Source organism: Bradyrhizobium sp. IAR9, assembly GCF_013408065.1.
GTDB lineage: Bacteria > Pseudomonadota > Alphaproteobacteria > Rhizobiales > Xanthobacteraceae > Bradyrhizobium.
This window is the reverse complement of record NZ_JACBZW010000011.1, coordinates 274,710-297,415: the sequence shown is the minus strand read 5'-3', so window position 1 is coordinate 297,415 and position 22,706 is coordinate 274,710. Positions and strand designations below refer to the sequence as shown.

Below are 22,706 nucleotides of genomic sequence, written 5' to 3'. Positions count from 1 at the left end.
CGCCGATCACGGTTAACTTATGCGGCCCATCACCACGCCATGGTGCTCGCGAGACGCGCGAGCAGCTGCGGATCGTCGAAGGCACTGGCGGACGCGACTGCGCCGGCTGCAACCAGGTCAGCATGGCTGAGGCTGGTCCGGACGCCGATGGTCGGAATGCCGGCCGCCGTGGCCGATTGCACGCCGGTACGGGAGTCCTCGAATGCGATCGAAGCCTCTGCGCTCGCACCGACGAAACGCAGCCCTTCCTGATAGGGCAGCGGATGCGGCTTGCCGTGCGGCAGCTCGGCGCCGATCACGAGCGCCTTGAAACGATGCGAGATGCCGAGGCCGGAGAGCAGCAGCTCGGCATTGAGACGCGGCGCATTGGTCACGGCCACCATGGGAACGCCGGCTGCGTCCGCCCGGTCGAGCAGCGCCATCAGGCCCGGCAGCGGCTCGATCTGCCCGGCCACGAGCGCGCGGAAGACCTCCTCCTTCTCATCGAGGATCAAGGCGCGCCGCTCCGGCGCCTCGTCGGGCAGAAAGCGCTCGCCGATCGCGACATTGGCGAAACCTTGCAGCTCTCTAGAGAACCGCGCGTGATCGAAGACGTGGCCGCGAGGGCCGAGCACCTGGTTGAACGCCTTCAAGTGCAGCGGGTCGGTGTCGGCCAGCGTGCCGTCGATGTCGAACAGCAAAGCCCTGCCCATCGCTTCCGTTTTGGCCTCGATCATTTCCGTACTTTCCCAAATCCACGGCATATTGATGCGCGAGACGTATCAATATGGCTTCGCCCGCGCAATGACGCATGCTGATGACGACGACGTGACACTCGACAAAGTCGCGCGCGGCTGCAACACTCGCCGCAAGATCAAAAAGGAGGAAACGATGACGATCAACCGACGCGATCTGGCTCTCTCGACTCTTGCCGTCTCCGCGCTTGCGCTCACGACACCGGCGCTCGCCGCTTCGGCGGACGAGGACGCCGTGGCGAAGAAGGTCGAGGCCTTCCGCCTCGCCCAGATCGCGGCCGATCCGAAGGCGCTCGGCGCACTGTGCTGGGACGACCTCAGCTACAGCCATTCCAGCGGCAAGGTCGAGGACAAGGCGACGTTCATCGCCAACGCCACCGACGGCAAGTCGAAATTCCTGTCGATCGACTACAAGGACCCCACCATCAAGGTCGTCGGTCCTGCAGCGATCGTGCGCTTCCACTGGCTGGGCGAACAGGAGATGGCAGCCGACGGGAAGAAAGTATCGACCAACCTTCACATCCTGATGAACTGGCAGAAGCAGGGCGACGAGTGGAAGCTCCTGTCGCGGGCAGCAACGAAGTTGTGACGACTCTTACCCTCTCCCCCTGTGGGAGAGGGTGGCTCGTCGCGTAGCGACGAGACAGGTGAGGGGTTGCCTCAGCGAACCCCTCTCTCTGAATCTCGATAACGCCGAAATATACCCCTCATCCGGCGCTTCGCGCCACCTTCTCCCACAAGGGGAGAAGGAAGAAAACAGCGGTATCAAGGGCGGCAAAAAATTCCGACCTCGCTCCGCGAGCCCGGAATCACCAGCAGGCGCTTACGCCGCTTCCTTCACATCACCGTTCACCAGCTTGCGCGCGGCGCGTTCGGCTTCGCGGGCGTTGCGGAAGAGCTGGCCTTCGAGACGGTTGAATCGGTGGGACGAGGCAAAGAAGCAATAGCCTCCCGAAGAACGAACGACGATACCTGCGGTCTGCGAATTGACTTCGATGATGTAGCTGTCCGGCATGGTCCGTGGATTCCTCAGTGCGGGCAAATAACGGCACTCATGCCCAAAGGTTCCCAGGCATTTTGAGGCCGTTTCCACCCCGAATCGACACGCAATTGAGTACGCCGAGACCTCATCCGTTTTATGACTGGTTCTTGGCGAAGCGGCGACGAACGTGACTCACTGGTGCCGCGTTTGACGGCGCTTGCCACACATTTGTGAGATGAGGCAGAGCGTCGCGCGCGATTACGTCGCGATGACAGTGTCGGTCGAGCGAACCGCTTGCGGGCGACCATGTTCGTCGATCGAGACGTAGGTGAAGTTGCCGTCGGTGACGAGGAACGGATGCTCCTCCCCGCGGCGCAGCGCCCACGCTTCCAGATGCACGGTGAGCGAGGTGCGGCCTACGCGCACGAGATTGGCGTAGACCGACACGAGATCGCCGACATAGACCGCCTTGCGAAAGTTCATCGCCTCGATCGCAACCGTCACGGTCCGCGATTTCGCGACCTTCGATGCAAACACGCCGCCGCCGACGTCCATCTGGCTCAGCAGCCAGCCGCCGAAGATGTCGCCATTCGCATTGGTATCGGCGGGCATCGCCAGCGTACGGATGCAGAGATCGCCGTTAGGCCCGGGGGCGGAGCTGATAGGGGCGTGGGCATGCGTATCGGTCATATGTTGGTCTCCCGCGGCTCTGGGCTCTGGATACAAAGCCGCGGCGCCTTGCGCAACATCGACACGAGGCAAGCTTGCGCTATCCAATCGGCCGCGGCGACCCGACGAGGATTCCGGTATCGTTCAGTTTGCGTTGCCACTCCGCATCGTCAGCCCGCGGCGCGCGTCCGGTCGTCGCCGTTACCAACCGTTCCAGCCTGCTCCATAGCCGGAGACGGTCGCACGGATAATTGGCCCATCCATTGATGACACAATAGCGGATGGTGTGGTCACGGTGATGACACCAATGATGCTCGGGTGAGCAGACCAGATGCAGCCGTTGCGCCGTTCGCAGGAGCAGCGGGCGGACCGGGCGGTGCGCGAGATTGTGAAAGCTCATGCCAAACAGCATGCAGGTCGCGATCACGAACCAGACGATCATCAGCGCATAGGTGAGCGCGGAAACCGGAAACAACGCCGTGACGGTGGCCGCGACTCCGACCACCAGCGCGCTCGGCGCCGCACCGAGAGACGCCTGGTCGAGGAATCCGTAGAGCAAAACGTGGCCGGGGTGGGTGTGATGCTCTCGGGTGATCGCAATGCCGCGGCCGAGCATCCCCTCGTCGAGCCAGGTGTCGACCACCCAATGCACCAGCCCTGAAAATAGGTCAGCGAGGAAATATCCGGCCAGGAGCGCCACGATCAACCACGGCCAGCGCAATTCCACCGCGGGATAACGCCCGACGAGATAGCCTGCGCAACAGAGGATCACGACGACATCGGCCCCGCAGCACAGCCGCGTGATGATGATCTCGCGCAGGGTCGCGTGCTTGAAGAACGGGATCGTCGGCATCGGCGATGCTCCCCACGGGCTCCACCACCCATGATAGCATCTTTTGACCAACGGCTCCCTATTGCAAACTGTCCCAGCCCGCATCCGGCGCGAAACGTCCGCCGAATCGCTCGGCGAGCCCACGCAACGTGGACACGACATTCTCCACGCCGCGCGTGCGCGCATAGTTCAGCGGGCCGCCGCGGAACGGTGCATAGCCGGTACCGAAGATCATGGCGCCGTCGACCGCATCAGGATCGTCGACGATGCCCTCGCGAAGGGCAGCAACGCAGACATTGGACATCGGCAGCATCAGGCGGTCGATCATCTGGTCGGTGACGCGCGGACCGGTCTCGGGGAGCGGTGCCTTCTCGGCCTTGCCGTCCTTCCAGGTATAGAAGCCCTTGCCGGTCTTGCGGCCGAGCTCGCCCTTGGCGACCTTGTCGCGCAGCCAGGCCGGCGTCGGCGGCAGGAGATCGCCGAACTTGGTGCGCAGCATGTCGCCGACGTCGAGGCAGATGTCGAGCCCGACCTGATCGGCCAGCTCGATCGGGCCCATCGGCATGCCGAACTGCTCGGCCGCGGCGTCGATCAGACGCTGGTCGATCTTCTCGTCCAGCATCACCATCGCCTCCAGCATGTAGGGCGTCAGCGCGCGGTTGACGAGAAAGCCCGGCGAGCTCTTCACAGGCAATGGCAAGCGATCGATCGCACCGACGAAAGCGAGCGCGTCTTTCAGCACCCGCGGGTCGTTGCCGTCCTGGCTGACGACTTCGACCAGCTGCAGTCGCGACACCGGATTGAAGAAATGCAGGCCGACCAACCGCTCCGGCCGCGCCAACGTGGTGCGCAGATCCTGAAGCGGAATGCTCGAGGTGTTGGTGGCGAGAATCGCGCCCGGCTTCATGCGCGGCTCGAGCCCGGCATAGACCTTCTGCTTGAGCTCGAGCTTTTCCGGGACTGCCTCGATGATCAGATCGGCGTTGCGGACGCCCTCGCCGTCCATGTCAGGGATGAGACGATCGAGCGCGTCGCGCACCTCGGTCGGCTTGCGGATGATCTTGCCGTAGAGTTCGGCGGCGCGCTTCACCGCGCCCGCAATCGGCGCCGCCTTCATGTCGGCGAGCGAGACGCGCAGTCCCTGCCCGGCTACCCAAGCCGCGATGTCGCCGCCCATGGCGCCGGCGCCGATGACGTGGACGTGCTTGATGGTGTTGCCGCTGCCGGCCGCCTTCTTCATCTGCTCGCGCAGGAAGAAGACGCGGATCAGGTTCTGGGCGGTCGGCGTCACCATCAGCTTGGCGAACGAAGCCTGCTCCGCCTTCAGCATCGCGGCCTTGTTGCCGCCATGGGTCTCCCAGAGATCGATCAGCGCATAAGGCGCCGGATAGTGCTCGCGGGACGCGGCCTTCGCCGCCTCCGAGCGCATGCGCCTGGCCAGGAGACCGCGCACGAAGCCAAAATTGGCTGCACGCCCGAGCAGGCCGGGCTTGGCCCGCTTCAGGCGGCCGAACAGCGCGTCCTTCACCGCGCCCCGGACATGGCGCTCTTGAGTCACGGTATCGACGAGGCCGAGCGATCTGGCGCGGCGTGCGTCGATGGTGCGGCCGGTCAGCATCAGCGCCATCGACTGGGTGGGATTGACCAGCGCGGTGAACCGCGCGGTGCCGCCGAGGCCGGGATGCAGGCCCAGCATCACCTCCGGAAAGCCGAAGCGTGCGCCGTCGATAGCGATGCGCGACTGGCAGGCCAGCGCAACCTCGAGCCCGCCGCCGAGGCAGAAGCCGTGGATGACCGCGACCGTTGGTAGCTTCAAGGCTTCCAGATGATCGACCACCGCGTGCGCGGCGCGGATTCGCGTCTCCACCATCTCGGGATCATCAGCGCCGCGGAATTCGTTGACGTCGGCGCCGGCGATGAAGCCGGACGGTTTTGCCGAGCGGATCACGAGGCCGGCCGGGCGTTCGGTCTCGATCGCCGCGAGCACGGCGTCGAACTCCTCCATCACCTCCGAGGACAGCGTATTGGCGCTTGCATCAGCGCGGTCGAACAGCAGCCAGGCGACGCCGTCTTCATCTCGCGTCAGCTTGAAGTGCCTGTACGGACTGTCCGTCGCGGGCTTGGGCCCGAGTTCGAGCACGCGGTCGCCGAGCGCGGTCATGATCTTGGAATCCATGGTCACACCGCCTCGATCAGCATGGCGCCGCCGAGCCCGCCGCCGATGCATTCGGTCGCAATTCCGCGCCGCGTGCCGAGCCGCTTCATCGCGTTGACCAGATGCAGCACGATGCGGTTGCCGGAGGTGCCGACGGGATGGCCGAGCGAGATGGCGCCGCCATCGACGTTGAGCTTGTCACGGTCGATCTCACCGGCCGCGCCGTCGAGCCTGAGAATCTCGCGGCAAAACTTGTCGTCATTCCAGGCAGCCAAGCAGCCGAGCACCTGGGTCGCGAAGGCTTCGTTGAGCTCCCAGGTCTCGACGTCCTTGATGGTGAGGCCGTTGCGTTGGAGCAGCGGCGTCGCTGACATCACGGGACCGAGGCCCATGATGCTGGGATCGAGCGCGGCCCAGTGGCTGTCGACGATCGCGGCTTTCGGCGTGAGCCTGTGCTTTGCGACCGCGGCGTCGGAGGCGAGGATCACCCAGGAGGCGCCGTCGGTGATCTGCGAGGAATTGCCGGCGGTGACCTGGCCCCAGGGGCGCTCGAATACCGGCCGGAGCTTTGCCAGCGTCTCCGCCGTGGAGTCCGGCCGCACGCCGTCGTCATGGTCGAAGAATTTTCCGTCGCGGGAGAACGCGGTCTCAACCTCACCCTTGAGAAAGCCCGCACTTTGCGCCTGGGCGAGCCGGCGGTGGCTCTCGGCGGCATAGGCATCGGATTGCGCGCGCGTAATGCCGAAGAGATGGCCGACGACCTCGGCGGTCTGGCCCATGTTCAGATCGGTGACGGGATCGGTCAGCCCGCGCTCGAGCCCGATGATCGGCTTCAGATTGCGCGGGCGCAACTTGAAGGCAGCCGCGAGCTTGGCGGCGACGCCCTTGGCGGTGGCAAGGCCGGCGAACCAGCGCACGCCGGAGTTAGGCCAAACCAGCGGCGCGTGACTCAGTGCCTCGGTACCTCCCGCCAAAATCATGTCGGCATGACCTTCGCGGATATAGCGGTAGGCGGTGTCGATTGACTGCATGCCGGAGCCGCAATTGATCTGCACGGTGAAGGCGACCATGTCCTCGCCCATGCCGAGCCGGAGCGCGGCAACGCGGGCCGGGTTCATCTCGTCCGCAATTACGTTAACGCAGCCGAGGATGACCTGGTCGAAATCCGTGGGCGCAAACGGCTGGCGCGCCAGCAGCGGCCGCCCGCATTGCACGGCGAGATCGACCGGCGTGAAGGGCCCCGGCCCCGAGCGCGCCTTTAGAAACGGCGTTCGGCTGCCGTCGACGATGAAAACCGGTCGTGCCATCAGCTCGCCGCCCTCTGTTCACCGAGTTCCTGGAAGAACTGATGCACATTGACGGTTTTCTTGTAAATCGGCGACAGCGCCTCCGGCGCAAAATCGTCGACCTCGATTACTTTTGTGACGGCTTCATGAGCCGCGGCCAGTTGCTCGCCCTCGGCCTGCGTGATCACGCCCTTGGCGACGGCATCCTTCCAGTCTCGGATATGCGCGGCGCGCATGCGCTTGGCGATGGCATCCGTACTTGCGACCAGCAGGAACGCGCGCTCCAGCCGGGCAAAGCCGCCGTCGTCATCGACATTGGCGAGATCCGGCGTGAGGCGCTCGCGCGCCGCCGACGGCTCCAGCACGATGGCCGCGCATTGGTGCACGACGCGGTCGGAGGGGCCGAGCACGCGGGCGCCGAACGGCTGGACCACGAGCGTGAGGAAGCCGGCAACAAAGCGGTTGGGCAGATTGGCGAGGATTTCGGCCAGCCGGTTCTCGATCGTCTTGAAGCCGGTCGCCATGCACCATTCCAGCGCGGCAAAGTCCTCCTTCTGCCGGCCCTCGTCCTGCCAGCGTTTTAGCGCGGCCGACAGCAGATAAAGCTCGGAGAGAATGTCGCCGAAGCGGGCCGACAGCATCTCCTTGCGCTTGAGCGCGCCGCCCAGCGTCAGCAGTGCCATGTCGGCGCAGAGCGCGAACGCAGCGGAGTAGCGCGACAGCTGGCGATAGAATGGCGTGGCGTCGCCCGCATCGGGCGCCATCGCAAAGGCGCCAAAGGTCCAGTTCCGACCAAAGGCACGGAACAAGGTGCGGAGGCTATGGCCGACATGTTTCCAGAACGCCTTGTCGAACGCCGTCAGCCCGCGCTCGCGATCGGTATCGGCCAGCGCGTTCATCTCGTCGAGCAGGTAGGGATGCGCGCGGATCGCGCCCTGCCCGAACACGATGAGATTGCGGGTCAGGATGTTGGCGCCCTCGACCGTGATCCCGACCGGCACGGCGCGGTGCAGATTGCCGAGATAGTTCTGCGGACCGTCGATCACGGCCTTGCCGCCATGGATGTCCATGGCGTCGTCGATCGCGGTGCGCATTCGCTCGGTGGCGTGCAGCTTCATGATGCCGGAGATGACGGCAGGATGAACGCCGGCATTCAGTGCCGCGCAGGTCAGCCGCCGCGCCGCGTCCAGCTGGTAGGCGGTCGCGACGATGCGCGCGAGCGGCTCCTCGACGCCCTCGAATTTCGAGATGGAGATGCCGAACTGCTCGCGGATGCGGGCATAGGCGCCGGTGGTGCTTGCGGCGTAGGCAGCGCCCGCAGCCGAGAGGGACGGCAGCGAGATGCCGCGGCCGGCGGCAAGCGCGGTCATCAACATCTTCCAGCCTTGCCCCAGCCGCTCCTTGCCGCCGATGACGTAGTCGAGCGGGATGAAGACGTCGCGGCCCCGGTTCGGGCCGTTCTGAAACACCTGCATCGAGGGCAGATGGCGATGGCCGATCTCGACGCCGGGCAGATGGGTCGGGATCAATGCCACGGTAATGCCGAGTTCCTCCTGGTCGCCCACGAGGTGGTCGGGATCATAGGCCTTGAAGGCGAGGCCGAGCAGCGTCGCGACAGGGCCGAGCGTGATGTAGCGCTTGTGCCAGTTGAGCCTGAGGCCGACGACCTCGCGGTCCTCGAAGGTGCCCTTGCAGATGATGCCGGTGTCGACCATCGAAGCCGCGTCGGAGCCGGCTTCCGGGCTGGTGAGGCCGAAGCAGGGAATATCGCGTCCGTCGGCGAGGCGCGGCAGCCAGCGCGCCTGCTGTTCCGGAGTGCCGAAGCGCATCAGGAGTTCGCCCGGCCCGAGCGAGTTCGGCACCATGACTGTGACGGCAGCAGCGATCGAGCGGGTCGAGATCTTGCGCACCACTTCCGAATGGGCATAGGGCGAGAAGCCGAGGCCGCCAAACTCCTTCGGAATGATCATGCCGAAGAATTTTTCGTGCTTGACGAAGTGCCAGACATCCGGCGGCAGGTCGCGCCATTCCCAGAAGATCTTCCACTCATCGAGCATGGCGCAGAGCTCGTCGACGGGTCCGTTGAGGAACGCCCGCTCCTCCTCGGTCAGCCTGGCCTGCGGGACCTTCAGCAGCTTCGACCAATCCGGGTTGCCGGTGAAGAGATCGGCATCCCACCAGACATCGCCCGCCTCCAGCGCCTCGCGTTCGGTATCGGACATCGCCGGCAGCACGCCGCGAGCCCAGGAAAAGATCGGCTTTGTGATTTTGTCGCGGCGGAAGCTCATGGCTGACCTCATGCATCGGCGCGGTGTCGGGCATTTTAGCGGAAAGCGGCCGGCGGCGGTGAAGACTTCGCCTGCGACATTGACGCGGCCAAGCGCCCCCGGACCATAACGGCCAGGGTGCGACGGCGGTTCCGGGAGGGGAATAATGGCGATGGATCGTAGCCCGGATGGAGCGAAGCGCAATCCGGGTAGGCCTATCCGCGCGGGGAGAATCCCGGATTACGCTGCGCTCCATCCGGGCTACGGGCGCGACCAATCAATCCGGCCGCACCATCTCGAACATGTTTTCCGGCTTGATCTCGAAATAATCGCCGCGGCGGCCGGCACGGACGATCGGGCGGGCGGCGGCGGTCTGGTAGACGCCGTCCTTGATCATGGCCTTGTCGATATGGACGGCGACGACCTCGCCCAGCGTCAGCCAGGCGTCGGCCTCCTTGCCGTCGGCGCCCTTGAGGCGGACGATGTCGGACACCTTGCACTCGAAGGCGACGGGGCTCTCAGCCACGCGTGGCACGTTGACGAGCTTGCCGGGCACGGCGGTGAGGCCCGCGATCTCGAACTCGTCGACCTCAGGGGCGACATGCGCGGCGGTCGCGTTCATGTGTTTGGCGAGGTCCATGGTGGCGAGATTCCAGACGAACTCGCCGGTCTGCTGGATGTTCTCGACCGTGTCCTTCCAGTTGGTGGAGGAGAAGCCGATGATCGGCGGCACGTAACAGAACGCATTGAAGAAGCTGTAGGGCGCGAGATTGACGTGGCCCTTGGTGTCGCGCGAGGAGATCCAGCCGATCGGCCGCGGCGCGATGATGGCATTGAAGGGGTCGTGCTTGAGGCCGTGGCCCTTGGAGGGCTCGTAGAAGTACAGGTCTTTGTCGGTCACGCGCTTGCTTCTCCGTTTTCCGTCATTCCGGGGCGGTCCGGACGGGACCGCGCAAGCGCGGCCCGGAGGACCGAACCCGGAATCTCGAGATTCTCAGGTGCGCAATTGCGCACCATAGTTCGCCTCTTCGAGGCGCCCCGGAATGAGAGAGGCAGCTTATAGGAGGAAACCCGCCGCCCGTCAGTGGCGCGGAGACAGACCCGCGATGACGAAATCGATCATCTGGTCGATGGTCGGGCCCGGCTTGGTGGCGCACTGGGCGATCATCTGGGGGTGGAAGAAGCGTATCATCGCGGTGCAGGCGCACAGCGAGGCCAGCTGCAGGTCCGGCGCCTCGAACTCGCCGGAGGCAACGCCTTGCGCGATCATCTGGCCGATCACCCCGGCAATGCACTCCATATGGGCGACGCAGACGTCCCAGTCCTCCTCCATCGCGATCGCGACCATCTCGTGCAGCTTGTTGTCGCCGACATAGCGCTCGGTGTTCATGCGATGGATGGTGGTGAGCAGTTCCCGGAAACGCTCTTTGACCGGACCGGGCCTCGCCACGATCCGCTGCGCCTCGAGCTCGACCTCGCCCATCAGGCCCTGCGCCACCGCCTGATGGATCGCCTTCTTCGATTCGAAGAAACGATAGACATTGGCGGGGCTCATCCTGAGCTCCTTGGCGATGTCCCCGACCGTCGTCTTCTGGTAGCCGATCTGGCGGAACAGCCGCTCGGCCACCTCGAGGATACGATCCCGGGTGTCGACTTCGATATGTTCCGAAATAAGGGCCATCAGTCAGGACTCGTTGGTCAGCAGTCTTCTCATCTATTCAGCCGCTTCGGCAAGCGGAATTGCGCGCTGGTCATCGCTCCCATGCTGCGGCGCGGCAGGTTGCTCGGGGGTACCCGCCTCGTCCAGGCTCTTCCTGAACCACAGCGCGTAGAGGCCCGGCAGGTACAGCAGCGTCAGGAAGGTCGCGACGAACAGACCGCCCATGATCGTGATCGCCATCGGGCCCCAGAAGGCCGAGCGCGACAGCGGGATCATGGCGAGGATGGCCGCAAGCGCCGTCAGCACCACCGGACGGGCGCGGCGGACGGTGGCCTCCACGATCGCCTCGCGCCGGGTCAGGCCATGCGAGACGTCGGTCTCGATCTGGTCGACCAGGATGACCGTGTTGCGCATGATCATGCCGGCGAGCGCGATCAGGCCGAGCAGCGCCACGAAGCCGAACGGGGCGTTGGCGACGTTGAGCCCGAAGGAGGCGCCGACGATGCCGAGCGGCGCGGTCAGGAACACCAGGATCAGGCGCGAGAAGCTCTGCAGCTGGATCATCAGCAGCGTCAGCATCACCATGACCATCAGCGGGAAGAGGACGAAGATCGAGGCGTTGCCCTTGGCGGATTCCTCGAATGCGCCGCCCGGCTCGATGCGGTAGGCCGGCTCGAGGTGGTCCTTGATTGCCTTCAGCTTCGGCGTGATCTGGCTCGTGACGTCGGGCGCCTGCACGCCGTCGACGACGTCGGAGCGCACGGTAATGGCCATGTCGCGGTTGCGCCGCCACATGATCGGCTCCTCATGGGCATACTCGATCTTGGCAATCTGCTGCAGCGGCACGGCAACGCCGTTGCGCGAGGTGATGGTGAGATCGCCGACGCCACCGAGGTCGAGACGCTCGGACGGAATCGCACGGGCGACCACGCCGACCTTCTCGATGCCGTCGCGCACGGTCGTGACCTGCGAGCCCGAGATCAGCATCGCGAGCGCCTGGGACACGTCCTGCGGGGTCAGGCCCATGGCGCGGGCGCGGTCCTGGTCGACGACGAGCTTGAGGTAGGGCGACTGCTCGTTCCAGTCGAGCTGGACGTCCTTGACGCTCTTGTTCTGCCGCATGACGTCGCGGACCTGGTAGGCGATCTCGCGCACCTTGTTGGCGTCGGGGCCGATCACGCGGAACTGCACGGGGAAGCCGACCGGCGGGCCGAAGTTGAAGCGGTCGACGCGGACGCGCGCCTCGGACAGCATGCCGTCCGCAACCGCGTTCTCGATCTTGGCCTTGACGCGCTCGCGCCCCTCAACGCCCTTGGCAACGATGACGATCTCGGCAAAGGCCTCGTTGGGCAGCTGCGGATTGAGGCCGAGCCAGAAGCGGGGCGAGCCCTGGCCGACATAGGACGTATAGGTCTCGATATCCTTGTCGTCCTTGAGCAGCGTCTCGGCCTTCTTCACCGCCTTTTCGGTGACGTTGAAGGCGGTACCCTCAGGCAGGCGCAGCTGGAAGAACAACTCGGGCCGCTCCGACAGCGGGAAGAACTGCTGCTGGACATGGCCGAAGCCGACGACCGAGGCGATGAAGACGCCGACAGTCGCGACCACCACGGTGATGCGGTGATTGACGCACCATTGCACGATGGCGCGCAGGCCCCGGTACATGCGGGTCTCGTAGACCGCGTGCGGATCGTGGTTGTGGTGCGCCTTCATCTCCGGCAGCAGCTTGACGCCGATATAGGGCGTGAAGATCACCGCCACGAACCAGGAGGCGACCAGCGCGATCGCCACGATCCAGAAGATGCTGCCGGCATATTCGCCGACGGCGGAATTGGCAAAGCCGATGGGGAGGAAGCCAGCGGCCGTGACCAGCGTTCCCGTGAGCATCGGAAACGCGGTAGATTCCCAGGCAAAAGACGCCGCGCGCATGCGGTCCCAGCCCTGCTCCATCTTCACCACCATCATCTCGACCGCGATGATGGCGTCGTCGACGAGCAGGCCGAGCGCGATGATCAGCGCACCCAGCGTGATGCGGTGCAGGTCGAGCGACATCATGTTCATGACGACGAAGACGATGCCGAGCACCAGCGGCACCGACAGCGCGACCACGATGCCGGTGCGCCAGCCGAGCGCCAGGAACGAGACGAACAGCACGATGACGAGGGCTTCCATGAAGGAGTGCACGAACTCGCCGACGGCGTGCTCGACCACCTTGGGCTGGTCGGCAATCAGCTTGACGTCGACGCCCTGCGGCACCGCCTTCATGAACTCGGCCGTCGCCTTCTCGACCTCCTTGCCGAGCTCGAGGATGTTGGCACCCTTGGCGGTGACGACACCGATGCCGATCGCGGCCTTGCCTTCCTGACGCACGACGAAGCTGGGCGGATCGACATAGCCATGGGTGACGGTGGCGATGTCACCGAGGCGGAACACGCGGCCGTTGCTCTCGACCGGCGTCTCGGCGACAGCCTTGGCACCGTCGAGCGCACCGGTGACGCGCAGCGGCACGCGCTGCGAGGAGGTTTCGACCGTGCCGGCCGGCGTCACGTTGTTCTGCTTGGCGAGCGAATCGAACAGCGCCTGCGGGGTGATGCCGAGGGTGGCGAGCTTGGCGTGGGAGAACTCGACGAAGATGCGCTCATCCTGGTTGCCGTAGACGTCGACCTTGGTCACGCCGGGCACCTTGAGGAGGCGCTGGCGGAATCCCTCCGAAACCTTCTTGAGCTGGGCATAGTCGGCGCCGTCGCCGGTCATCATGTAGAGGATGGAATCGACGTCGGAGAACTCGTCATTGACGACGGGACCGAGGATGCCGGAGGGCAGCTGGCCCTGCACGTCGACCAGCTTCTTGCGCAGAAGATAGAAGAGGTAAGGCACGTCCTTCGGCGGCGTGGAGTCGCGGAAGGTGACCTGGAGCGCGGTGAAGGCGGGCTTGGAATAAGTCTGCACCTTCTCGAAATAGGGCAGCTCCTGGATCTTCTTCTCGATGGGATCGGCGACCTGGGTCTGCATCTCCTGCGCGGTCGCGCCGGGCCAGATCACGGAGACGTTGACCACCTTCACCGTGAAGAACGGATCCTCGGCGCGGCCGAGCTTCTCATAGGAGAAGAAGCCGGCGACGCCGAGCACGATCATCAGGAAGAGAACCAGCGTCGGATGGCTGACGGCCCAGGCCGAAAGGTTGAAGCGCTTCATCGCTCTCTCCGAAAAGACGATCCAATTGCCAAAAACGACAGCCACTCTGTTCAGGCCGTCGTCGCGAGGCAGCGAAGCAATCCAGGGGGCTGGGCAGATTCTGGATCGCTTCGCCGCTTCAGCCTCTGCTTAGGGACAAAGGCCGAAACTCACCTCACACGACGTAACTCGACTTCTTCTGTCATTCCGGGGCGCCCGCAGGGCGAACCCGGAATGACAGGAACTAGAAAGACAGCGACGAGACAACCCGCACCCGCTGGGCCGGATCGAGCTTCTGCACACCGAGCGCGACGATCTTGGCGCCCTCTTCCACACCGCCGGTGATGACGACGTCGTTGCTCTCGTAGGACTTCACTGCCACCGGCTTCAGCGTGAGCGCACCGTTGTCGTCGACGACGTAGAAGGACGGCTTGCCGCCTTCATTGAACAGCGCCGACAGCGGCAGCCGCGCAACGCGCTCGGTCGCGGCGTCCGACAGCGTCAGCGTCGCGGTCATGCCGAGCGCGACCTTGTCGTCGGCCTCCGGCAGCGAGAACTTTGCAAGATAAGTGCGCGTGGCCGGATCGGCCGTCGGCGCGATCTCGCGCAGCTTGGCCGTATACTTCTTGTCCGGCTCCGACCAAAGGGTGACGCTGGCGACGCCCGACTTGGCGCGTCCGACCAGCGTCTCAGGGATCGCGACGACCGCTTCCTTTTCGGCAAAGCGGGCGACACGGATCGAAGCCTGGCCCGCGGAGACCACCTGGCCGGGCTCGATCAGCGTTGCAGTGACGACGCCTCGGGCGTCGGCAACGAGCGTCGCGTAGGAAAGGGAATTCTTGGTCAGCTCGACCGAGCGGACCGCACGATCGAGGCGCGCACGTGCCTCATCGGCAGATGCCCGGCTCGAATCCAGCTGGGCGTCGGTGGTCCAGCCCTTGGCCTTCAGATCCTTGGCACGCTGCTCGGCCGCGGCGGCCTGGGCCAGCACGCCGGTCGCGGCGGTCTGCTCGGCGACGGATTGCTCGGCCTGGAGCTTCAGGTCGACCTCATCAAGCGTGGCGAGCGGCTGGCCGATTTCAACGGTCTGGCCGACCTCCACGAGGCGCTTGGCGACCTTGCCGGCAACTCGGAAGCCGAGGTCGCTCTCGATCCGGGGCCGGATGGTGCCGACGAAGCTGCGCTCCGGCGTCTCGGCATCATAATGGGCGGTTGCGACCAGAACCGGCCGCGGCGGCTCGGCTTTCTCAGCGACGGTGTCATTGCACCCGGCAAGGCTAGCCGCCATCAGGGCTAACGACACACCTGCCAACAGCCTGGAATAGCTCGACAAAACCGACCGGACGAACATCGAAGGACACTCCTGCATCTCGAATGAGAGGAATGTCGACTAATCACTGATAAAAGTCAATAATCGTCAGTCATCAGGAATGCGTGATCGTTAAGAGGTAGTAGCGAGGCGGAGATTGTTGTCAGGAAGGTCCCATCGTAGGGCTAGACAGAGGCGATGAGCCTGGATGGAGCGCAGCAGGCCTCAGCTCAGACGCCGTAGGGTGGGCAAAGGCGCGCTAGCGCCGTGCCCACGATCTCTCAGTTGAGGATCACAATAACGGTTAGGTGGGCACGCTTTCGCTTTGCCCTCCCTACGAGACTGGTCGCTCGGCTTACCGCCCCTGCCCGGCGAACTCGTGCTTGCTGTCGTGACCGCCGACGAACACCAGGATGCCGGCGATCAGGGGCAACACGGCGAGCACGAGCAGGCCGGTTGAGGTCTGGCCGGTTGCTTCCTTGACCCAGCCGATCAAATAGGGCCCGCCGAAGCCGGCGAGGTTGCCGATCGAGTTGATCAGGGCGATGGCGCCGGCGGCCGCGGTGCCGGAGAGCCAGGCGGTCGGCAGCGTCCAGAACACACCGAAGCAGCAGAACACGCCGATCGCGGCAACCGTCAGCAATACCATCGTCATGGTGGGATCGGTGAGATAGGAGGAAACGGCGAGCGCGACGGCGGTGAGCAGCAGCGGCGCGCCGACATGCTTCACGCGCTCGCGCGTGGCATCGGAGTGACGCGCCCACAGGATCATGGCGATGGTGCCGAACAGATACGGGATCGCGGTGACGAAGCCGGTCTGCGCGTTGGTCAACCCGAACGCCTTGACGATCTGCGGCAGCCAGAACTGCATGCCATAAAGCGCGCCGACGAAGCCGAAATAGATCAGGCTGAGCGCGATCACCTTGGGCGAGGACAGCGCCTCGCCGAGCGAGAAATGCTTCACCGCCTGCTTGGCGGCGATTTCCGAATCGAGCTTCGCCTTCAGCCACGCCTTCTGCTCGGTCGACAGCCAATCCGCCTTCTCCGGCTTGTCGGTGAGATAGAACCAGGTGACGATGCCGAGCAGCACCGAGGGGATGCCCTCGATGATGAAGAGCCACTGCCAGCCCTTGAGGCCCATCGCACCGTCGAGCCCGAGCAACAGGCCCGAAATCGGCGCACCGATCACGGTCGACACCGGCACCGCGATGGCGAAGGCCGCAAGGAAACGGGCGCGATATTCGGCCGGATACCAATAGGTGAGATACAGGATGATGCCGGGGAAGAAGCCGGCCTCGGCGACGCCGAGCAGGAAGCGCAGGACATAGAAGCTCGTGACGCCGCTGACGAGTGCCATCAGGGCGGAGATGATGCCCCAGGTCACCATGATGCGGGCGATCCAGCGACTGGCGCCGAACTTCTCCAGCGCGAGATTGCTCGGGACCTCGAAGATGAAATAGCCGAAGAAGAAGATGCCGGCACCCCAGGAAAAGATCAGCGGCGTGAACTTCAGCTCCGCATTCATGGTCAGCGCAGCGAAGCCGAGATTGACGCGGTCGAGATAGGAGAAGAAGTAGGCCAGCACCAGGAACGGAATCAGGCGCCAGGAGATAGCGCGGATCGTCGAGGTCTCGATTTCCGACTTGTTGAAATCCTTGGCGCCGCCGGCGGAACCGGCATAGGTCGTGGTCTGGCTCATGGCTTCCCCTGGGTTGTTGCTTTTATGGGCTGGTTGCGGTTTTCAGCATCGCGGGCGAAGAGTCAATGGAGCGAGCAATGCACGGGACGCAGCCGGAACAAGCCCTGACGCCGATGCAGAAGGCCATGATCCGCGCCACCCTCGCTCTGCTCGTGATCGCGTGCGGGCTGTCCTTGCGCTGGTACGGCTTTCCACTCGGCCTTCCCGCTTTCGTGGTGAAGTATGGCGGCTCGCTGTTGTGGGCGACGATGGTGTTTCTGCTGGTCGGGGTTTTGCTGCCCCGGCTCACCCGGACTCAGATTGCGGCGATCGCCGTGATCATCGCGATGGTGGTCGAATTTTCCCGACTGGTGCATGCGCCATGGCTCGATGCATTCCGGCTGACGACGGCCGGCGCACTGCTGCTCGGGCGCATCTTCTCGCTGTGGAATCTGGTGGCGTATGCGGCGGGGATTGCGTTCGGCGTCTGGATCGATCGGCTCGCCACGACGCACGCTCTCGTAGGGTGGGCAAAGGCGCCCTAGCGCCGTGCCCACGTCTTCTCATCAAATAGGCAGACGTGGGCACGCTACGCTTTGCCCGCCCTACGAGACCGCTACCTTGCAGCTCACTCCGCCAATTGAAACCGCTCGAAGCGATCAAGCTCCTCCTCGATCACGCGCTTGAGCTCCTTGCGCCCCACCGTCTTCTTGCCCTGCCCAACCCAGGTCCATTTCTGCATCAGCAGCTTCTTCGCCTGCCGGTCGGTCTTCAGATCAAGCGCGGCGATGATCTCGTCGCCGACCAGTACGGGTAGCGCAAAATAGCCGAGCTTGCGTTTGGCCTTCGGCACATAGGCCTCGAACACGTGGTTGTAGCCGAAGATGAGACTGGTGCGTTTGCGCTGGATGATCAGGGGATCAAACGGCGAGAGGATGTGGACGAGATCAGGCGGGACCGCCTCGCCGTTCACCTCCAGCGCGGCGGGCGCTGCCCAATGCTCCTGCTTGCCGGCGCCGTCGATCGCAACAGGCACGAGCTCGCCGCGGCGGACGCGGGAGGCGATCAGGCCGGCCACCGCCTTCTTGCGCGGCGCGTCGAGGTGGCAGATCGAATCCAGACTCACCACACCCTGCGACCGCAGCGCGCGATCGAGCAGATAGGTCGTAATCTCCCTGGCTGAGGCTGGCCTCGGCAGCGTGTCCCAGCCGAAATGCCGCGTCATCAGCTCATAGGTCTTGAGCATGCCCTGCCGCTCGCTGATGGTCACGGCGCCGGTATAGAAGGCGAGCTGCAAGGCCCGCTTCGAGGGCTTGCGGCTCTGCCACAGATGCTCCTTCTCGGTGAGCACGTCGTCCTCGATATCGCGGATCGTCAGCGGCCCGGCGCGCACCAGCCGCATCACCTTGCGCGTGTCGGCGGGCTTCACCGAGGCGAACCACTTGTGCCCTTCGCGGCGATGCTCACGCATCGCGGGCAGGAAGAAGCGGAAGTCGCCGGCGGGTACGTAGGAAAGCGCGTGCGTCCAATACTCGAACACGCTTCTGTCGACGCTCTGGGCGTGGCGCAGATCGGCGCGGCGATAGGACGGGATACGGCTGAACAGGATGTGGTGATGGCAGCGCTCGATCACGTTGATGGTGTCGATCTGCACATAGCCGAGATGAGCGACCGCGTCCGCGACGGCCTGCGCTCCCTCGCCGAACGGAGCGCGCTCATCCAGCCGCTGGGCATGCAGCCAGATCTGCCGGGCCTGTGTCGTGGTGAGGTGGAGCGGTTTGGGCGCGCGTGACATTGCGGGGAGGAATGTAGCGGGATTCGCGCCAAGAAAAAGAAGAAGAAAAAGAAGACCTCGAGGCAGCAGTCAAAAAAACCGCGCTGTCATCTGCTGACAGCGCGGCCGGATGCGGGGCGCCTCGCGCCTACTTCATCGTCATCGCCTTCTGCGACTTCATGTAGTGCATGCAGGCGCTCTTCATCTTGCCGTTGCTCATGTCCGTGTTGGCCATGGCCATTTCCTTGTTCGCCGCCATCTTGGCCGGCGTGTCGGGCGTACCGCCCATCATGGCTGCGGACTTCATCATGTTGTCCTTGGTGCACGCCATCATCGCGGCGGACGCGGGGGACAGCGAAAGGGTGAACGCGACAAAGGCCGCAAACGTGAGCAAGATCTTCATCGAAAAGTCTCCTCCGTAAAACAAAACCGGCGTCATGCCGGCCTTCGCAATTACGTATTCTCTCGCGCTGACGTTTCGCGGAGAAGACAATTTTCTTGCTGCGGTGCGAAAGCGGAGGGCCTAGCGGCCATCCTTCGGGGTCTTGGGCCGGTCCCCGAGGCTTCCGGTGGCGACATCCGGCTCGCACAGGGCCTTGCCGCGCCCCTCCGCCTGGCAGCGATAGACGCTGCCGGTGAGGCGGTCGACCAGCCACACGTTCTCCTCGGTCGGCGCTTCGAGCCCGACATAGCGGGAGGTCAGCCCCGTGATCAGGGTCGACAGCAGGATCGCCACCGCGATCATGGCCGCACCGATATAGATGGGCATTGAGCTCAGGGACACTGTCCGATCCGGCGGGCCGCTGCGATTGAAGTAGTCACGCTGATAGTCACTTGGCCTCGGCACTGGACGGAACTCGGCTCCTTCACTCGGCAATTGGCGGGGGCAAATCCTGCTAGGCGCGCATCTGGCCGATTTCTTGTTCGCGGCCGGGCCGTGCGGCGACGGCTTTGCGACGATCGGTGTGCAAAGGTTTCCCGCACGCCTGCCGGCCCTCGCCGGCGCCAGAACCTTTGGCCAGCCACCTCCCCACCGGCACGGAGGGAATGAGGCTGCTCGTGATTTCAATCACACGGGGATTGCCGCCGTTTGAACCCACGCGGCGGAGGATGCGACCACTGCTATTGGGACCATCGGCCCCACCCGCGGAGCAGCCGCGAGACGCGCCGGTTCACCGCCCGGGACGCGGAGAAACACCCGAAAATGAGCTTGAGAGCGCTGTCGCCACAGTGACCAAGATCACATCAGGGCTTTTGAACCCGCCCTATGCTCGCAGCATCAAATCGCTATCAGGCGTAACAACGAGGATACGACAATGACCCGTTTTGATAAGTTCTTTGGACTGAAGGCGATAACTCTCTCCGCCGCGCTGTCGATGACGGCGGGCCTGGCTTTGGCCGGTGACAACAATGTCTCCACAGGCCAGATCCTGGATGCACTGAAGCCGAAGCCGGCGACCCGCGGCCTGTCCGCCGGTCCGCAGACCGATCCGGCGGTGCAGGCCAAGGAATCGACATTCCTGAATACGGTACGCAACCGCTCGACCCGGTCGCTCTCGACGGGCGAGCGCGAGCAGATCGCCGAACTCGCCGCGACCAAGCCGAAGATCGACCTGGAGATTCAGTTCGACTACAACTCGGCCGATATCGCCAAGACCTCGATGACCTCGGTGCAGGCGCTCGGCAAAGCCCTGTCCGATCCGGCGCTCAAGGGCTCGACCTTCGTGGTCGCCGGCCACACCGATGCGACCGGCGGCGAAGAGTACAATCAAGGGCTCTCCGAACGGCGCGCCGACACCATCAAGAAGTACCTGGTGCAGAACTACGGCCTCAACGCCACCGATCTGGTCACCGTCGGCTACGGCGAGACCAAGCTGAAGGACACTGCAAACGGTGCCGACCCGGTCAACCGCCGGGTCCAGGTCGTGAACATGGACACCAAGACCGCATCGAAGTGATCTCTAACTGATCCATACGCCGCCTGCCGCCCCGGCAGGCGGCGATGTCATATCCAGCTCTGGAACAGCATCAGCCGGCCGAAGCTCCGCATCGACGTGCCGATGAAGGCCGCAGAGATCGGCAGCATGACCGCAAAGCCGATCGCGGCGACACCGACATAGGCCCACAGCAGCCAGCGCGGCAGGCCGTCCCGGCGCAGCACATAGACCAGCGCGAGCGACGCCGCGGTGGCGGCCGGCATATAGTAGTAGATGAACCCGAGCGTACGCGGCAGCAATGCCCATGCAAGCCAGGGACCGAAATAGAACGCCGCGATCAGGAACGCATCCCACCGGCGCAGCACGATGAAATCGCGCAGCACGAGCGCGAGTGCGAGCAGAGCCGGCCACAACACCAGCGGATTGCCGAGGAAGACGATTGCGGAGACGTTGTCCTCCCCCGTCTTGTCGAACAGGAACCACACCGGGCGCGCGAGCAGCGGCCAGGATGGCCATGCGCTCATATAGGTGTGTCCGGCGATCGCGGTCGTGGTGTTGTCGGCGAAAATCCGGCGCTGCGCCTCGATCAGATCCGGCAACGACACGCCGTAGAGCGGAACGAAAGCCGCCAGATAGGCCACGCCTGGCAAGACGGCGAAGCAGAGCGCGACGTGGTGCAGCCTCAAGCCGGGCCAGAGGTCCGGCCGATACCAGTCGTCCGGCTTCGCGTCGGCGAACAGCGTGCGCCAACCCTGCATCAGGCGGATGACCGCGACGATGAGGATGCAGACGCCGAGCGGAAACAGGCCGCTCCATTTGCAGGCTGCGGCAAGACCGAATAGAGCGCCCGCGAATACGAACAGTGCATGCGGTCGCTCCCTGCGAAAGCCATGCATGAAGGCGGCGGTCGCGAGCAGACCGAAGCCGAGCGCAAAGATGTCGAGCATGGCGATGCGCGCCTGCACGTAGAGCATCTGATTGAAGGCCGCGATCAGCGCGGCGGCGATCGCCGGCCCTTGCGCTGCGAACAGCGCGAGGCCGCACAGATAAATCGCGACGATGGCGAGTGCGCCGAACAATGTCGCAGGATAGCGCCAGCCGAGCGCGTTGTCGCCGAAGGCCGCGATCGAGGCCGCGATCAGCTCCTTGGCCAGCGGCGGATGCATCGGATTGAGCATCGGCTGCGACATCGCCGGTGCCAGCATCTGCCGCGCCGCCGGCACGTAGTGCACCTCATCGAAGACGAACTTCTCCGGCGTCGTCAGTCCGATCAGCAGCGCGAGATGGGCAGCTAGGAAAATAGCGACAGCAATCACTGCGCTTCGCGACAATCTCGGAACTGCAGACCGTTCAAGCAGCTGCTGTGGGGATGCTTTGCGTGGCAAATTTGCGTCACCGCGGACAAAAATAAGGATCGCGGTTTTCATTGAACGCATTCCGCCGCGGCTGTCACTAAGCATAACGCACGTCCCGCGCCGCTTGTGATAATTTCGCCACATCAGAAGCGCGCGCGATCCGGTACGATCAGGGGCACATCGATCGGTTGTGAAATGAATTTGCGTTTCTGGCTTTTCCCCGCCCTGTTGTCGGCCGCACTGTGCGCGGCGCCCGCTGCGCTGGCGCAGACGCGCGTCGGCGAAGCCGTCGTGATCCAGAACGAAGTGGTGCGCGTGGCCGCGGCCACCACGCCAATCAGCGTCGGCGACAGCATGCTGCGCGACGAGACCGTGCGCACCGGGGCCGACAGTGCCGCGCGCTTCGTGATGGCCGACAGCACCAATTTGTCGCTCGGCCCCAGCGCCACGCTCAAGCTCGACCGCACCGTCTTCAACGACGAGCACAGCTATCGCGACGTCGCGATCCGCATGACAACAGGCGCGTTCCGTTTCGTCACCGGACATTCCGAGAAGACCGCCTACAAGATCACGACGCCGCTTGCGACCATCGGCGTGCGGGGCACCACGCTCGACATCCTCTCGCAGCGCGGACGCTCTGTCGTCGTGCTTCAGGACGGCGCAGCCAGCGTCTGCACGACGAGCTCACAATGCGTGCAGCTCACTCAGCCGGGCGACACCGCAATCATCACATCGACCGGCGGCAGGGTCAGCATCACCAAGACCAACACGCCGCCCTGGACCTTCGCCGCCAACTGCGCCGCAAGTGCCGGGCTATGCGCGGTGAACCAGTATGCCGGCGCCTCGCCGACCATCACGCCCTCCGTCCAGGACGACGGCATGCTGTGCGGGCGCTGA

Annotated in this window: 19 protein-coding genes and 1 pseudogene; 4 read left to right on the top strand and 16 right to left on the bottom strand. The window is 64.5% G+C overall.

Features of this window, described 5'->3' with window-relative positions; genetic code table 11:
- Positions 1–29 precede the first annotated feature (29 nt).
- Positions 30–716, bottom strand: coding sequence for an HAD family hydrolase (locus GGD67_RS27205; protein ID WP_092261570.1), 687 nt, complete (start codon positions 714–716; stop codon positions 30–32).
- 154 nt (positions 717–870) lie between these two features.
- Here GGD67_RS27205 and GGD67_RS27200 point away from each other — a divergent pair, with 154 nt between their 5' ends.
- Entirely contained in the window at positions 871–1,323 is a 453-nt protein-coding gene (locus GGD67_RS27200) for a nuclear transport factor 2 family protein (RefSeq protein ID WP_026202902.1), read from the top strand.
- A gap of 234 nt (positions 1,324–1,557) precedes the next feature.
- Here the strand turns inward: GGD67_RS27200 and GGD67_RS27195 are convergent, their stop codons facing one another.
- From GGD67_RS27195 to GGD67_RS27145, 11 genes and pseudogenes are all read right to left on the bottom strand, one after another.
- Positions 1,558–1,749, bottom strand: a complete 192-nt coding sequence (locus GGD67_RS27195; RefSeq protein WP_018323258.1) for a hypothetical protein — start codon at positions 1,747–1,749, stop codon at positions 1,558–1,560.
- Between the two features lie 225 nt (positions 1,750–1,974).
- Positions 1,975–2,406, bottom strand: a complete 432-nt coding sequence (locus GGD67_RS27190) for an acyl-CoA thioesterase (protein WP_179737137.1) — start codon at positions 2,404–2,406, stop codon at positions 1,975–1,977.
- Positions 2,407–2,614: 208 nt separating this feature from the next.
- Positions 2,615–3,238 (bottom strand): annotated as a pseudogene (locus GGD67_RS27185) (fatty acid desaturase CarF family protein); the annotation flags it as partial.
- A 58-nt stretch (positions 3,239–3,296) separates the two neighbouring features.
- The gene (locus tag GGD67_RS27180; protein ID WP_179737133.1) at positions 3,297–5,393 is read right to left on the bottom strand and encodes a 3-hydroxyacyl-CoA dehydrogenase NAD-binding domain-containing protein; all 2,097 of its coding nucleotides are present in this window, start codon (positions 5,391–5,393) and stop codon (positions 3,297–3,299) included.
- A gap of 2 nt (positions 5,394–5,395) precedes the next feature.
- On the bottom strand, positions 5,396–6,679 hold the full coding sequence (locus tag GGD67_RS27175) for an acetyl-CoA C-acetyltransferase (RefSeq protein ID WP_179737131.1): 1,284 nt from the start codon (positions 6,677–6,679) through the stop codon (positions 5,396–5,398).
- A complete protein-coding gene (locus GGD67_RS27170; RefSeq protein WP_179737129.1) occupies positions 6,679–8,946 on the bottom strand; it encodes an acyl-CoA dehydrogenase in 2,268 nt (755 codons plus the stop codon). The genes GGD67_RS27175 and GGD67_RS27170 overlap by 1 nt, the downstream gene beginning before the upstream one ends.
- Before the next feature lie 256 nt (positions 8,947–9,202).
- Positions 9,203–9,826, bottom strand: coding sequence for a flavin reductase family protein (locus GGD67_RS27165; protein ID WP_179737127.1), 624 nt, complete (start codon positions 9,824–9,826; stop codon positions 9,203–9,205).
- 180 nt (positions 9,827–10,006) lie between these two features.
- Positions 10,007–10,606, bottom strand: a complete 600-nt coding sequence (locus GGD67_RS27160; protein WP_018323253.1) for a TetR/AcrR family transcriptional regulator — start codon at positions 10,604–10,606, stop codon at positions 10,007–10,009.
- A 33-nt stretch (positions 10,607–10,639) separates the two neighbouring features.
- On the bottom strand, positions 10,640–13,777 hold the full coding sequence (locus tag GGD67_RS27155) for an efflux RND transporter permease subunit (protein WP_026202898.1): 3,138 nt from the start codon (positions 13,775–13,777) through the stop codon (positions 10,640–10,642).
- 223 nt (positions 13,778–14,000) lie between these two features.
- Positions 14,001–15,107 (bottom strand): efflux RND transporter periplasmic adaptor subunit, encoded by a 1,107-nt coding sequence (locus tag GGD67_RS27150; protein WP_018323251.1) that lies wholly within the window; start codon positions 15,105–15,107, stop codon positions 14,001–14,003.
- Between the two features lie 313 nt (positions 15,108–15,420).
- Positions 15,421–16,764 (bottom strand): MFS transporter, encoded by a 1,344-nt coding sequence (locus GGD67_RS27145; protein ID WP_179737125.1) that lies wholly within the window; start codon positions 16,762–16,764, stop codon positions 15,421–15,423.
- A gap of 77 nt (positions 16,765–16,841) precedes the next feature.
- Between GGD67_RS27145 and GGD67_RS27140 the strand changes: the two genes are divergently transcribed.
- Positions 16,842–17,288 carry a DUF2809 domain-containing protein gene (locus tag GGD67_RS27140; protein ID WP_179737123.1) on the top strand — a complete coding sequence of 149 codons (447 nt, stop codon included), beginning with the start codon at positions 16,842–16,844 and terminating at the stop codon, positions 17,286–17,288.
- A gap of 83 nt (positions 17,289–17,371) precedes the next feature.
- Here the strand turns inward: GGD67_RS27140 and GGD67_RS27135 are convergent, their stop codons facing one another.
- The 3 genes from GGD67_RS27135 to GGD67_RS27125 form a co-directional block, all read right to left on the bottom strand.
- A complete protein-coding gene (locus GGD67_RS27135; RefSeq protein ID WP_179737121.1) occupies positions 17,372–18,538 on the bottom strand; it encodes a winged helix-turn-helix domain-containing protein in 1,167 nt (388 codons plus the stop codon).
- 127 nt (positions 18,539–18,665) lie between these two features.
- Positions 18,666–18,920 carry a hypothetical protein gene (locus GGD67_RS27130; protein WP_026202897.1) on the bottom strand — a complete coding sequence of 85 codons (255 nt, stop codon included), beginning with the start codon at positions 18,918–18,920 and terminating at the stop codon, positions 18,666–18,668.
- Positions 18,921–19,040: 120 nt separating this feature from the next.
- Positions 19,041–19,286 carry a hypothetical protein gene (locus tag GGD67_RS27125; RefSeq protein ID WP_092261580.1) on the bottom strand — a complete coding sequence of 82 codons (246 nt, stop codon included), beginning with the start codon at positions 19,284–19,286 and terminating at the stop codon, positions 19,041–19,043.
- A gap of 547 nt (positions 19,287–19,833) precedes the next feature.
- Here GGD67_RS27125 and GGD67_RS27120 point away from each other — a divergent pair.
- On the top strand, positions 19,834–20,475 hold the full coding sequence (locus GGD67_RS27120; protein WP_092261581.1) for an OmpA family protein: 642 nt from the start codon (positions 19,834–19,836) through the stop codon (positions 20,473–20,475).
- A gap of 47 nt (positions 20,476–20,522) precedes the next feature.
- Here the strand turns inward: GGD67_RS27120 and GGD67_RS27115 are convergent, their stop codons facing one another.
- Positions 20,523–21,953 (bottom strand): phospholipid carrier-dependent glycosyltransferase, encoded by a 1,431-nt coding sequence (locus GGD67_RS27115; protein WP_179737119.1) that lies wholly within the window; start codon positions 21,951–21,953, stop codon positions 20,523–20,525.
- Positions 21,954–22,004: 51 nt separating this feature from the next.
- On the opposite strand from GGD67_RS27115, the gene GGD67_RS27110 reads away from it, so the two are divergent.
- Positions 22,005–22,706 carry a FecR domain-containing protein gene (locus tag GGD67_RS27110; protein ID WP_179737108.1) on the top strand — a complete coding sequence of 234 codons (702 nt, stop codon included), beginning with the start codon at positions 22,005–22,007 and terminating at the stop codon, positions 22,704–22,706.

Bases quoted from the DNA above. Each gene is read 5' to 3' on its own strand.
- GGD67_RS27205 (WP_092261570.1), bottom strand. From the start codon at position 716: ATGATCGAGGCCAAAACGGAAGCGATGGGCAGGGCTTTGCTGTTCGAC.
- GGD67_RS27200 (WP_026202902.1), top strand. From the start codon at position 871: ATGACGATCAACCGACGCGATCTGGCTCTCTCGACTCTTGCCGTCTCC.
- GGD67_RS27195 (WP_018323258.1), bottom strand. From the start codon at position 1,749: ATGCCGGACAGCTACATCATCGAAGTCAATTCGCAGACCGCAGGTATC.
- GGD67_RS27190 (WP_179737137.1), bottom strand. From the start codon at position 2,406: ATGACCGATACGCATGCCCACGCCCCTATCAGCTCCGCCCCCGGGCCT.
- GGD67_RS27180 (WP_179737133.1), bottom strand. From the start codon at position 5,393: ATGGATTCCAAGATCATGACCGCGCTCGGCGACCGCGTGCTCGAACTC.
- GGD67_RS27175 (WP_179737131.1), bottom strand. From the start codon at position 6,679: ATGGCACGACCGGTTTTCATCGTCGACGGCAGCCGAACGCCGTTTCTA.
- GGD67_RS27170 (WP_179737129.1), bottom strand. From the start codon at position 8,946: ATGAGCTTCCGCCGCGACAAAATCACAAAGCCGATCTTTTCCTGGGCT.
- GGD67_RS27160 (WP_018323253.1), bottom strand. From the start codon at position 10,606: ATGGCCCTTATTTCGGAACATATCGAAGTCGACACCCGGGATCGTATC.
- GGD67_RS27155 (WP_026202898.1), bottom strand. From the start codon at position 13,777: ATGAAGCGCTTCAACCTTTCGGCCTGGGCCGTCAGCCATCCGACGCTG.
- GGD67_RS27150 (WP_018323251.1), bottom strand. From the start codon at position 15,107: ATGTTCGTCCGGTCGGTTTTGTCGAGCTATTCCAGGCTGTTGGCAGGT.
- GGD67_RS27145 (WP_179737125.1), bottom strand. From the start codon at position 16,764: ATGAGCCAGACCACGACCTATGCCGGTTCCGCCGGCGGCGCCAAGGAT.
- GGD67_RS27140 (WP_179737123.1), top strand. From the start codon at position 16,842: ATGCACGGGACGCAGCCGGAACAAGCCCTGACGCCGATGCAGAAGGCC.
- GGD67_RS27135 (WP_179737121.1), bottom strand. From the start codon at position 18,538: ATGTCACGCGCGCCCAAACCGCTCCACCTCACCACGACACAGGCCCGG.
- GGD67_RS27130 (WP_026202897.1), bottom strand. From the start codon at position 18,920: ATGAAGATCTTGCTCACGTTTGCGGCCTTTGTCGCGTTCACCCTTTCG.
- GGD67_RS27125 (WP_092261580.1), bottom strand. From the start codon at position 19,286: ATGCCCATCTATATCGGTGCGGCCATGATCGCGGTGGCGATCCTGCTG.
- GGD67_RS27120 (WP_092261581.1), top strand. From the start codon at position 19,834: ATGACCCGTTTTGATAAGTTCTTTGGACTGAAGGCGATAACTCTCTCC.
- GGD67_RS27115 (WP_179737119.1), bottom strand. From the start codon at position 21,953: ATGTGGCGAAATTATCACAAGCGGCGCGGGACGTGCGTTATGCTTAGT.
- GGD67_RS27110 (WP_179737108.1), top strand. From the start codon at position 22,005: ATGAATTTGCGTTTCTGGCTTTTCCCCGCCCTGTTGTCGGCCGCACTG.